Annotated in this window: 11 protein-coding genes; 5 read left to right on the plus strand and 6 right to left on the minus strand. The window is 71.5% G+C overall.

Annotation, left to right across the window (positions count from 1 at the left end):
- Positions 1-129 precede the first annotated feature (129 nt).
- Positions 130-513 carry a hypothetical protein gene (locus tag ABZX30_RS29205; protein ID WP_355938613.1) on the plus strand — a complete coding sequence of 128 codons (384 nt, stop codon included), beginning with the start codon at positions 130-132 and terminating at the stop codon, positions 511-513.
- 116 nt (positions 514-629) lie between these two features.
- Here the strand turns inward: ABZX30_RS29205 and ABZX30_RS29210 are convergent, their stop codons facing one another.
- The gene (locus ABZX30_RS29210; protein ID WP_355938615.1) at positions 630-1,265 is read right to left on the minus strand and encodes a TetR family transcriptional regulator; all 636 of its coding nucleotides are present in this window, start codon (positions 1,263-1,265) and stop codon (positions 630-632) included.
- A gap of 132 nt (positions 1,266-1,397) precedes the next feature.
- Here ABZX30_RS29210 and ABZX30_RS29215 point away from each other — a divergent pair, with 132 nt between their 5' ends.
- Both ABZX30_RS29215 and ABZX30_RS29220 read left to right on the plus strand, forming a co-directional pair.
- Positions 1,398-1,565, plus strand: coding sequence for a hypothetical protein (locus ABZX30_RS29215; RefSeq protein ID WP_355938617.1), 168 nt, complete (start codon positions 1,398-1,400; stop codon positions 1,563-1,565).
- Positions 1,566-1,656: 91 nt separating this feature from the next.
- Positions 1,657-1,923, plus strand: coding sequence for a DUF4190 domain-containing protein (locus ABZX30_RS29220; protein WP_355938619.1), 267 nt, complete (start codon positions 1,657-1,659; stop codon positions 1,921-1,923).
- Between the two features lie 146 nt (positions 1,924-2,069).
- Here ABZX30_RS29220 and ABZX30_RS29225 read toward each other — a convergent pair whose 3' ends face one another.
- Both ABZX30_RS29225 and ABZX30_RS29230 read right to left on the minus strand, forming a co-directional pair.
- Positions 2,070-3,683, minus strand: a complete 1,614-nt coding sequence (locus tag ABZX30_RS29225) for an amidase (RefSeq protein ID WP_355938621.1) — start codon at positions 3,681-3,683, stop codon at positions 2,070-2,072.
- Positions 3,680-3,970 carry a hypothetical protein gene (locus tag ABZX30_RS29230; RefSeq protein ID WP_355938623.1) on the minus strand — a complete coding sequence of 97 codons (291 nt, stop codon included), beginning with the start codon at positions 3,968-3,970 and terminating at the stop codon, positions 3,680-3,682. The genes ABZX30_RS29225 and ABZX30_RS29230 overlap by 4 nt, the downstream gene beginning before the upstream one ends.
- A gap of 372 nt (positions 3,971-4,342) precedes the next feature.
- Here ABZX30_RS29230 and ABZX30_RS29235 point away from each other — a divergent pair, with 372 nt between their 5' ends.
- Positions 4,343-5,506: a cysteine desulfurase family protein gene (locus ABZX30_RS29235; RefSeq protein WP_355938625.1), complete on the plus strand. Its 1,164-nt coding sequence runs from the start codon at positions 4,343-4,345 to the stop codon at positions 5,504-5,506.
- A 66-nt stretch (positions 5,507-5,572) separates the two neighbouring features.
- Here ABZX30_RS29235 and ABZX30_RS29240 read toward each other — a convergent pair whose 3' ends face one another.
- Both ABZX30_RS29240 and ABZX30_RS29245 read right to left on the minus strand, forming a co-directional pair.
- The gene (locus ABZX30_RS29240; RefSeq protein ID WP_355938627.1) at positions 5,573-7,138 is read right to left on the minus strand and encodes a multicopper oxidase domain-containing protein; all 1,566 of its coding nucleotides are present in this window, start codon (positions 7,136-7,138) and stop codon (positions 5,573-5,575) included.
- Between the two features lie 213 nt (positions 7,139-7,351).
- Entirely contained in the window at positions 7,352-7,999 is a 648-nt protein-coding gene (locus ABZX30_RS29245; RefSeq protein WP_355938629.1) for an N-acetylmuramoyl-L-alanine amidase, read from the minus strand.
- A 75-nt stretch (positions 8,000-8,074) separates the two neighbouring features.
- On the opposite strand from ABZX30_RS29245, the gene mnmA reads away from it, so the two are divergent.
- Positions 8,075-9,202 (plus strand): tRNA 2-thiouridine(34) synthase MnmA, encoded by a 1,128-nt coding sequence (mnmA, locus tag ABZX30_RS29250; protein ID WP_355938631.1) that lies wholly within the window; start codon positions 8,075-8,077, stop codon positions 9,200-9,202.
- Positions 9,203-9,233: 31 nt separating this feature from the next.
- On the opposite strand, the gene ABZX30_RS29255 is transcribed toward mnmA, so the two are convergent.
- Positions 9,234-9,932 carry a pentapeptide repeat-containing protein gene (locus tag ABZX30_RS29255; protein ID WP_355938633.1) on the minus strand — a complete coding sequence of 233 codons (699 nt, stop codon included), beginning with the start codon at positions 9,930-9,932 and terminating at the stop codon, positions 9,234-9,236.
- Positions 9,933-10,480: the final 548 nt, after the last annotated feature.

A 10,480-nucleotide genomic window follows, 5' to 3' on the forward strand; every position in this document is an offset into this window, starting at 1 on the left:
GAAGCGGGTACTTGGGACGGGCTTTACCCGGTGGACAGGGTGGTCACAGGAGGGACCCAAGAACGTCCTAAGCACCGTTGATTGAGTGCCCGCCTCAGGACTTCCTCAGCTTTTCTGGAGTTGGCTCTCATGAAGCGTGCACGCCTCGCCCCCGCCGTCGCCCTGCTCGCGCTGTCCCCGCTGCTGCTGACCGCCTGCGGTTCGGGCGACTCCTCGTCCAGCGGCGGCGGCTCCGCCCAGCAGAGCTGCGCGCCGCCGTCCGGCATGCCGAGCGGGGGCGCGTCCGGGCGCCCGAGCGGTGCCCCGAGCGGCGCGCCGTCGGGCGTCCCCTCGGGGATGCCGACCGGGAGGCCGTCGGGCGTCCCCTCGGGCATGCCGAGCGGGAGGCCCTCGGGCATGCCGAGCGGTGCGCCCGGTGGTGGTCAGGGTGGTCCCGGTGGCGGTCAGGGCGGCGGCTGCGGGGGTCCCGGCGGCGGGCAGCCGGGGCAGGGGCAGCAGGCTCAGCAGGGCTGACGGCGCCAGGCTCGGCAGGGCTGACGGCGCCGGGCTCGGCAGGGGTGACGGGGTTCCGTACCGCAGGGGCGGTGGGTCCGGGGGAACGGGCTCGCCGCCCCTGGCGTGCGCGCGGGTCAGTCGTGCCAGTGCCGGCGCCCGATACTGATCAGCCGCAGCTGCCGGGCCGCCAGCCTGGTGACGCGTTCCCGCTCCTCCTCGGACGCGTCCGGTGACTCCTGGCCCTCCAGGAAGAGGGAGGCGGTGATGAGCATCTGGTCGACGTAGAGGTGCGCGAGCATCAGCAGGTCCTCGTCGTTCCACCCCTCCGCCTCGGGGTCCTTGGCCAGTTCGGCCTTCACCTCCTCGGCGAAACGGGCGAGTTGGGCCCGGATGGCCTTCCGTACGGGCTGGACCCCGCCGTGGCGCTCGCGGGCGATGAAGCGGACGTGCGCGGGGAACGCGTCGACGTGCCGGGCGATCAGCTCGATGGCCCGCGCGATGCGTTCGTCGCTGTCGCCCGCCGAGGACACCGTCGTCCGCACCATCGGGTGCAGGCTGCCCAGCGCCTCGTCGACCAGGGCCACGCCGAGGTCCGCCGTGGAGCGGAAGTGCCGGTAGAAGGCGGTGGGCGCGACTCCGACGGCCCGGGTGACCTCCCGCAGGCCCAGGCTGCTCAGGCTCTGCTCCTCGAGCAGCCCCAGCGCCGCGTCCAGGAGCGCCTGCCGGGTCTTCTGCTTCTGCGCCTGCCGGATTCCGAGGGTGTGACTCATGTCATCCAGTTAACAACTGTTCTCTGGAATTGCAAAGCGGTCGAGCACGCTAGACTCGAAAGTCAGTGAACAACTGTAACCACAACCGTTCACCGAAACTTCACGCCAGCACCTCGGAGGGGGGAACCATCCATGCTGTTCATCGTCGCAGCTCTGCTGCTGCTCGGCGTCGTCCTGGGCACCGTGGCCCACGCGCCGCTGACCTTCAGCGTCGTCGCCGCAGTCGTCATCGCCGCCTGGCTCGGCATCTTCGCGCTCCGCGAGCGCCACGGCCGCCGGCGCGGCACGTCCGCCGGCTGACCCGCGTCCGGCGCCCGCCACCCATCCGTCCCCCGTCCCAGTTCGTCCCCCCGTCCCAGTTCGTCCCCTGTTCCGTCGGGAGCTGACCACCATGCAACTCACCGCACCGGCGAGCCGCCGTACCGCCGTCGGCGACACGGACGGCATGGCCGTCGCGTCCTTCGTCCTCGGCCTCCTCGGCCTCCTCGTCCTGAACCTGTTCCTCGGTCCGATCGCCATCGTCCTGGCCGGTGTGGCCCTGTGGCGGGGCACCGCCCGCCGTGGCCGCGCCCTGCTCGGCATGACCCTCGGCGTCGCCGACCTGCTGGTCCTGGTGGCGTTCATGCAGATGGACAACACGGTGTCCTGGAGCTTCTAGGGATGTGAGCGGTCGTTCCGGTGCGGATGGGAGGCGTGACGGTGGGAGGACTCCCTTCGTGATCGCCGTCCGGGCGGAGCCGGTGGTGGGCGACCCCCGGGGGCGCCGGTGGAACCGGTGGTCCCGGGGGTCGCAGAGCCGGACCGTCAGGCGGACGCGGCGGCCACCTGCTCCGGTGTCAGCCGGGGCCGGGCGGTGGCGGTGGCGGCCCGGAGCGAGGAGATCTTCCCCGCGGCGGACGAGGGCTTGGCCGAGGGGTCGGCGGGGCGCCGGGTGTGCCAGTCGGTGACCGCCTGGTAGGCGGCGACGACCTCCAGCAGGCGGTCCTCCTCGTACGGCTGGCCGCCGAGGATGGCGCCGGCCGGCAGACCGGCGTCGAACCCGATGGGGAAGCCGATCTCCGGCAGTCCCAGCAGGTCGAAGGGTGCCGGGCCGGTCTGCAGCACCACGTCGCACTTGGCCAGCACGCCGGTGAGCATCTCCTGCATCAGGTGGTTCTTGGCCCGCTGCGCGGTCAGGTACTCGTCACCGCTGAGCATCAGCCCCTGGACCCAGGTGATCAGTGAGACGCCGAACTTGGCCGGGTCGTTCTGCAGCCAGTGCCGGAACGGCTCGGCGCGCTCCACGAGCCGTCCGTTGTTGAAGGGCCCGGTCAGCAGGTCCCAGTCGTCCGGGTAGGCGACGTCCACCAGTGTGATCCCGGAGATGCTGTCGAGCCGCTCCAGGAAGGCGGAGCGCAGCGCCTTCTGGCTGGCCAGGAAGTCGGCAGGTACGCCCACCTTCGTCGCCCGGCGCATCCGCACCTTGCCGCGCTGTACGACCGGGGTCGCCGCGCGGATGTAGTCCGGCGCCCCGGGCAGCCCCTGGGTGCGCGGGTCCAGGGGGTCGGAACCGGCCAGCACCTGGAGCATGATCGCCGCGTCCAGCGCGTCGCGGGCGATCGGGCCCGGGTGGTCGCGGGTGTAGGACAGCGGGATGACGCCGTGCAGTGACACGCGTCCCATGGTCGGCTTCAGACCCGTCATGTTCTGCCGGTTGGACGGCAGGACGATGGACCCGCCGGTCTGGGTGCCGATCGACGAGGAGGCCAGCCGGCCCGCGACTGCGCAGGCCGGTCCGGTGGAGGAGCCGCCCGGGTCGGTCGTGATGTCGTCCGGCGTCCACGCGTTGACGGTGGTGATCGTGCCGTTGGGGGTGGTCGCGCGGGTGGTGGCGAGCGGGCCCATCTGCCCCTTGCCGAGCAGGATGCCGCCGGCCTTCTTCAGCCGAGCCCAGGCGGTGGCGTCCTCGGTGGGGACGAAGTCCTCGAAGATGTAGGAGTTCGCCCGGGTGGGGACCCCGGCGGTGAAGAAGTTGTCCTTGATGCAGAGCGGGATGCCGTGGAGCAGTCCGGCCGAGTGGGTCCGGTCGGCCCTGCGCGCCGCGGTGAGCGCGGCATCACCGGTGACCTCGGCGTACGCCTGGTACACCGCCCCGTACTCGGCGATGCGGTCCAGGTACGCCTGGGTGAGCTTGGCCGATGTCAGCTTGCCGTGGCGCATCAGCACCACCGCCTCGGCCAGGGTCGCCTCCGTCGGGTCCTGCCGGGCGGCCCGGCGTACCTCGACGTCGGGCACCTTCGGCGCCGGACCGCTCCGGGAGGCGGACTTTCCGGCCGCCGCCGCGGCGGGCGCGGCCACGGCCGGTGACGCCAGTGCCATGCCGCTCGCCGCGGCGGCCGACGCGCCGAGGAACACACGCCGGTTGAGGTCCCTGCTCATCTCTCGTCCACCTTTCCGTTCCACGCCTGGGTGATCGACGGGTACAGCAGCGGGGGCGCGGCCTGCTGTGCGTACTCGGGGCTGTGGGCGGGCGGCGCCCAGCCGGACAGCGCCGGGGGCGTCGACGTCATGAACGACCGCAGCGAGGCGAGCAGCTGGTCCTGGGTCGGTACACCCGTCTCCGCGGAGTACTCCGTCGGGAGGAGGGAGAGGTCGAAGCCCGCGATCGCCAGCCGGGCCCGTACATAGGCATCCAGCTGCGCGGCGGTGGGTGTGGGAGCGCTCAAGGCACCTCCAAGATCGCTGATGGGTACCCGGACTGAACCAACAAGGTGTGAAGATCAGGTTTTGCGCAGGAAACAGGAAAGTTTCGTTATACAACTACCTTGTGGTGCCGGGGACTTGGCATACGCGTCGGTGCCGGTCGGTCCGCTCAGCGGAACACGGCGCCCCCCCCCGGCCCCGTGGGGAACGGTTTCGGTGACGTAACAGGTGGGCGGCCTCGGAGCTCCGCTCGCGCGGGCCCCCGCGGGCCGGTACCGCCCACCGGGCCGGCGGATCCGGCGGCTGCCGAGCCGTACGCGCCCGCGGGACGCCCGTGGGGAGCGGCCGGGCGAGCCGCGCCCCCGCACACCCGGCCCCGTAGAATCGGGCTCACCATGGCTTACCTCGACCACGCCGCGACCACCCCGATGCTCCCGGAGGCGGCAGAGGCACTGACCGCCCAGCTGAGCATCACCGGCAACGCGTCCTCCCTGCACGCATCCGGCCGCAAGGCCCGCCGTACGGTCGAGGAATCCCGCGAGACCCTCGCGGACGCGCTGGGCGCCCGCCCGAGCGAGGTGGTCTTCACCTCCGGCGGCACCGAGGCCGACAACCTCGCCGTCAAGGGTCTGTACTGGGCCCGCAGCGACGCCGACCCGGCCCGCACCCGGGTACTGGCCAGCCCCGTCGAACACCACGCCGTCCTGGACGCCGTCCACTGGCTCGGCGAACACGAGGGCGCCACCGTCGAGTACCTCCCCGTCGACTCCCACGGCCGGGTCCACCCCGAGGCCCTGCGCGAGGCCATCGCCCGCAACCCCGCCGACGTCGCCCTGGCCACCGTCATGTGGGCCAACAACGAGATCGGCACGGTCCTGCCGGTCCGTGAACTGGCCGCCATCGCAGGCGAGTTCGGCATCCCCCTGCACGCGGACGCCGTCCAGGCCTTCGGCCAGGTCCCCGTCGACTTCGCCGCCTCCGGCCTCGCCGCGATGACCGTCTCCGGCCACAAGATCGGCGGCCCGTACGGCATCGGCGCCCTCCTCCTGGGCCGCGAGTGGGCCCCCGTGCCCGTGCTGCACGGCGGCGGCCAGGAGCGCCACGTGCGCTCCGGCACCCTGGACGTCCCGGCCGTGGCCTCCTTCGCGGTGGCCGGCCGCCTCGCCGCCGAGCGGCGCGAATGGTTCGCCCGCGAGATCGGCGCCCTGCGCGACGCCCTGATCGAGGCGGTCCGCACAGCGGTGCCGGACGCGGTCCTGGGCGGCGACCCGGTGGACCGCCTCCCGGCCAACGCCCACTTCACCTTCCCCGGCTGCGAGGGCGACTCCCTGCTGCTCCTGCTCGACGCGCAGGGCATCGAGTGCTCCACCGGCTCCGCCTGCACCGCCGGTGTCGCCCAGCCCAGCCACGTCCTGCTGGCCACCGGCACCGACCCGGACCTGGCCCGCGGCACGCTGCGCTTCTCCCTCGGCCACACCTCCACCGAGGCGGACGTCGAGGCGGTCGCGAAGGCGATCGGCCCCGCGGTGGAGCGTGCGCGCGCCGCGGGGCTGACCTGAGCGTCCGCCGATCTGAGCGTCCGCCGATCTGAGCGTCCGCCGACCTGAGCGTCCGTCGACCGTCCGTCAGTCGTCCGTCACCATGAGGGACGCCATCATGCCCTCGTCCTCGTGCTGGAGGAGGTGGCAGTGGAGCATGTACATGTACGTGTCGTCGGCGAAGTCGGTGAACTCCATGGCGATCTCGATGGACCCGCCGCCCACCACCTCGTAGGTGTCGTACCAGCCGAGCTCGACGCCGCTGGGATCCGCGCCGTTGACGGAGACCAGCTGGTACGGCACGTCGTGCAGGTGGAAGGAGTGCTCCAGCTGCGTGTTGTTCTTGATGGTCCAGATCTCCCTGGACCCGAGCGTGGTGCTGATCATGGCCATGGAGGACATGCTGGTTCCGGCCGAGCCGTTGATCAGCATGGTGGCGCCGCTCTGGCCGAGCGTGATCGTCCGGGCGGTGAAGTCGCCGGTGTCGTACCGGTCGATGGTGTTCAGCGTGCTGGGCAGGTCGTCCGGGGTGTCGCTGCCGCTCGCGGTGACCGTGAGGAAGTCGTAGGTGCCGCTGCCGCCGCGCACCCAGCCGGTGGTGATCACCGCCTGGAGCGTGACGTCCTCGGTGAGGTCCATGACGACCTCGGCGCGGGCGCCGGCCACCAGACGGACGGACGTCACCTCGGCGGCCTCGGCCAGATAGCCCTGGTCCGTGGCGATCTGCGTCATGGTGCCGCCGTCGCTGCGCTGGACGGTGATGATGTCGGACGGCGAGGCGTTCAGCAGCCGGAAGCGGGTGCGGGTCCTGGTCGCCTCGAAGGTGAGGGTGGTGTCGTCGACGTTCGTGCCGTTGCACAGCACCGGGTAGACGAGGCCGCTGCTGAGGTAGCCGGTCAGGTTGTACTTGATGCCCCCGGACGTGTCGGCGGCCAGGCACTGCAGGATGATCGGGATGTCGTCGACGCCGTACTCGCTGGGCAGGGCGGCGGAGGTGTCCGAGTCGTCCTCGACGATGATCATGCCGGCCAGTCCGGCCACCACCTGCTCGGCCGTCGTGCCGAGGGCGTGCGGGTGGTACCAGAGGGTCTTGGCCTCGTCCTTCACCTCGAAGGTGGGGGCCCAGGTCTCCCCGTCGCCGAAGGCCACCTGGGGGCCGCCGTCCATCTTCGCCGGGACGTGGGCGCCGTGGAAGTGGACGGTGGTGTCCGCGCCCAGGCTGTTGGTGATGTTCAGCAGCACCGTGTCGCCCTTGGTCCACTTCATGGTGGGGCCGAGGAACGACTGGTTGTAGCCCATGGTGTCGCTGGTGACGCCGGAGAGCACCTCGCTGGTGCCCGTCCTCGCCTCCAGGGTGAAGGTGGTGGTGCCGTCCGAGGCGGTGCCCTCCAGGAGGTCCGGGACGGTGAGCGTGCCGGACGCCGCGGACGCCTTGTCGCTCCCGTCGCTCAGCAGCGCGAAGGTGGTACCGGCCGCCCCGACCGCCGCCAGGCCGAACCCGGCCGCCCCGCCGAGGAACTTCCGCCGGTGCAGGCCCTTGCCGCCCTTGGTCCTGCTGTCCTTGGTGTGCTCCCGCTCGGCATGCCGGTGCGTGACGGAGGAGTGGTGGTCGCTTCTGCCCGCAGTGGTGCCGGGCTCGGTGATGTCAGCCATGGCCCGGGATGCTTGACGTAAGAACTGTGTAAGGACTGGGTCCGGGCTGGGGGGAAGCCGGGCCGGCTGTGCGGCCGCCGTGAGGGGCGACCCGGTCCGATCGCGCCGAACGAAAGCCAAGTCGGCGTGCGGCAGGTCACACGCGCAGTGGGGGACGCATCGGACACCTGCGTCACGGAGCCGCCTCACAGGGGACTTAGGGAGTGATGTGTGTCACATGTGCCGGTGGACGAGCTCCAGATACCGCCCCCAGTCCCAGTGGCGGCCGGGGTCCGTGTGGTCCGTTCCCGGCACCTCCACGTGCCCGATCACGTGCTCCCGGTCCACGGGTATGCCGTACCGCCCGCAGATCGTGGCCGTCAGCCGTGCCGAGGTCGCGTACATCGCGTCCGTGAAGGAGGACGCGTGCTCCACGAACCCCTCGTGCTCGATGCCGACGCTGCGCTCGTTGTACTGCCGGTTGCCCGCGTGGAAGGCCACGTCCAGCTCGCGGATCAGCTGGGTCACCCGCCCGTCCTCGCGCACGATGTAGTGCGCCGCCGCTTGGTGCGCCGGGTCCTGGAAGGCCCGCACCGCGCTCGCGTAGTCGCCCTGGGTGACATGGACGACCACCCGGTCCACGGGATAGTCGTCCGGCCGGTCCGCCCGCCGGTAGTTCGCCGGGGACGCCGCCACCCAGCGCGCACCCCCGAAGTCCACCGCGCCCGCCACCCGCGGCTTCTCCACGCCCGGCAGCCGCCACCACAGGTGCGACAGCTCCTGCCGGGCCAGCGCGGCCGTGCCCACCGCGGCCGCGAGCCCGCCGACGAGCAGGGCCCGCCGCCCCGGCCGCCGGTCGGCGTCGCTCTTCGCCGCGCTCACCCCTGTCACCCCCACGTGATCGTCAACGGATACCCGCGCCCTCCGGTTCCCGTGCCCCCGTACCCTGGAAGGGCTATGACTGACACCCCGCAGCGCACCCGCCCCCTCCGCGTCCTCGCCGCCATGTCGGGCGGCGTGGACTCCGCCGTCGCCGCCGCCCGCGCGGCTGAGGCAGGCCACGACGTGACCGGCGTCCACCTGGCGCTCTCCGCGAACCCGCAGTCGTTCCGCACCGGGGCGCGGGGCTGCTGCACCATCGAGGACTCCCGCGACGCCCGCCGGGCCGCCGACGTCATCGGCATCCCGTTCTACGTCTGGGACCTCGCCGACCGCTTCCGCGAGGACGTGGTCGAGGACTTCATCGCCGAGTACGAGGCCGGCCGCACCCCCAACCCGTGCCTGCGCTGCAACGAGAAGATCAAGTTCGCCGCCCTCCTGGACAAGGCCCTGGCCCTCGGCTTCGACGCGGTCTGCACCGGCCACTACGCCCAGGTGATCCTGAACGAGGACGGCACCCGCGAACTGCACCGCGCCTCCGACATGGCCAAGGACCAGTCCTACGTCCTCGGCGTCCTGGACGACCGGCAGCTGGCCCACGCGATGTTCCCGCTCGGCGACACGGTCACCACCAAGGACGAGATCCGTGCCGAGGCCGAGCGCCGGGGCCTGGCCGTGGCCAAGAAGCCCGACTCGCACGACATCTGCTTCATCGCCGACGGCGACACCCAGGGCTTCCTGGCCCGGCGCCTGGGCAAGGCCGAAGGCGACATCGTCGACGAGTCCGGCGCCAGGCTCGGCACGCACGAGGGCGCGTACGGCTTCACCATCGGCCAGCGCAAGGGCCTGCGGATCGGCACGCCGGCCCCCGACGGCAAGCCGCGCTACGTGCTCGACATCTCCCCGGTCACCAACACGGTCACCGTCGGCCCGGCCGCCGCCCTGGACGTCACCGGCCTGACGGCGATCAAGCCGCGCTGGTGCGGCGCCGCCCCCACCGGCCCGGGCACCTACACCGCCCAGCTCCGCGCCCACGGCGGCGAGAGCGAGGTCACCGCCGAACTCGTCGACGGCTCCCTGGAGGTCCGCTTCACCGAGCCGGTACGGGGCGTGGCCCCCGGCCAGGCGATCGTCCTGTACGACGGCACCCGCGTGGTGGGCTCGGCGACGATCGCGGCGACGGTGCGGGCGGCGGCTCTCACCTGAGCGGAGACGGCCGCCGAGACCATCGGGCTCATCACGGCAGCGTTCCGTCGCATCCCGGTGATCGCGATCGGTCCGGGGCCATACTCGAGGTCACATCGGGGAGATCCCCTTCCGGCCGATTCGCCCCGGACAGGTTCGTGCACTTCCATATGGTCCCGGTCAGGTTCGCCCGTGCCAGCTTCGTCTCGGTCAGGTCGGCCCCGCTCAGATCGGCGCCGGTCAGATCCGCTCCCCGCAGGTCGGCCCGCTTGACGTAGGAGTTCGTCAGATCGGCGCCGGTCAGACGTACGCCGGTCAAGACGGCCGACTCCAGGTCGGCACCGGAGAGATCCGCCTTCTCGAGGTCGCCGTCGGAGAGGACCGCTTTTTCGAGGTTCGCGCTGGTCAGATCAACGCCGTTGAGGTCGACTTTCCGGAGGCGGACACCCCCGAGGTCGATGACGGCTTTTCCGTCATGGGACGGGTCGCGATTGCCGAGCGTGTAGAGCGCCGCCCGGATGTCGGGGGCCTTCTCCACGAGTACCGGGGTTTTCGTGGCGCGGTCACGGACGTACTTGGACAGCATGTCGATCACCGCGGGCTGCATCCGGGGAGAGTCGGTCATGATGCTCTGCATGGAGTAGATGGCTCCCCTGCGGACATCGACGGAGTCGTCGACGAGTTTCTCCACTGCGGCGTCGTACCGGTCGGCGATCTGCCCCTGCTCGGAAATGGTCAGCTCGGCGGACACCTGGGCGACGGAGATCCAGGTGAAGGCCAGGGCCGCGACTGCCGCCAGTGCGGGGAGCGTCGTGGCGAGCTGATTCACCCAGTGGTCGGAGCCCCTCGCCGCCTCGACGGGACCGCGAGCCACCCAGCGGACGACGGCGGCCCGTTCCGGTGCCCTACGGCGGTGCCCGGGGCGGAGTGCTCCCACAGGTGCCCGAAGCCGTCCGCGACCGTCTCGGTGCCCCGCGCCTTCCCGACGCGCGACGATCCGGCGAAGCTGTCGGCTGCGTGCTCCTGCACGAGGTGTGCCTCTGCTCATGGATGGTATTTGACCGGATGCGGACGGTCACCAGAAGGCTCATGTGCAACACCCTTACCGTACAAGTACAAGTCCGCCCAGCTCCGCGTGGTACGGAGTATCAACCTGGGCTTCAATCAATGAGCCTTTCTCGGTAACGTTTCGTGACGGTTCGTTATCTTCGTTCAGGGGTGCGGCCGTGTACGAGGCGGAGCAGGACGAGGGCGACCCGGGCGATGCGGGTGATGGCGGCGGGGTCGAGGCGGACGCGA

Source organism: Streptomyces sp. NPDC004542, assembly GCF_040610035.1.
Taxonomy (GTDB): domain Bacteria; phylum Actinomycetota; class Actinomycetes; order Streptomycetales; family Streptomycetaceae; genus Streptomyces.

What these genes read in the sequence shown, in the direction of transcription:
- ABZX30_RS29205 (WP_355938613.1), top strand. Translation starts at nt 130, where the DNA reads ATGAAGCGTGCACGCCTCGCCCCCGCCGTCGCCCTGCTCGCGCTGTCC.
- ABZX30_RS29210 (WP_355938615.1), bottom strand. Translation starts at nt 1,265, where the DNA reads ATGAGTCACACCCTCGGAATCCGGCAGGCGCAGAAGCAGAAGACCCGG.
- ABZX30_RS29215 (WP_355938617.1), top strand. Translation starts at nt 1,398, where the DNA reads ATGCTGTTCATCGTCGCAGCTCTGCTGCTGCTCGGCGTCGTCCTGGGC.
- ABZX30_RS29220 (WP_355938619.1), top strand. Translation starts at nt 1,657, where the DNA reads ATGCAACTCACCGCACCGGCGAGCCGCCGTACCGCCGTCGGCGACACG.
- ABZX30_RS29225 (WP_355938621.1), bottom strand. Translation starts at nt 3,683, where the DNA reads ATGAGCAGGGACCTCAACCGGCGTGTGTTCCTCGGCGCGTCGGCCGCC.
- ABZX30_RS29235 (WP_355938625.1), top strand. Translation starts at nt 4,343, where the DNA reads ATGGCTTACCTCGACCACGCCGCGACCACCCCGATGCTCCCGGAGGCG.
- ABZX30_RS29240 (WP_355938627.1), bottom strand. Translation starts at nt 7,138, where the DNA reads ATGGCTGACATCACCGAGCCCGGCACCACTGCGGGCAGAAGCGACCAC.
- mnmA (WP_355938631.1), top strand. Translation starts at nt 8,075, where the DNA reads ATGACTGACACCCCGCAGCGCACCCGCCCCCTCCGCGTCCTCGCCGCC.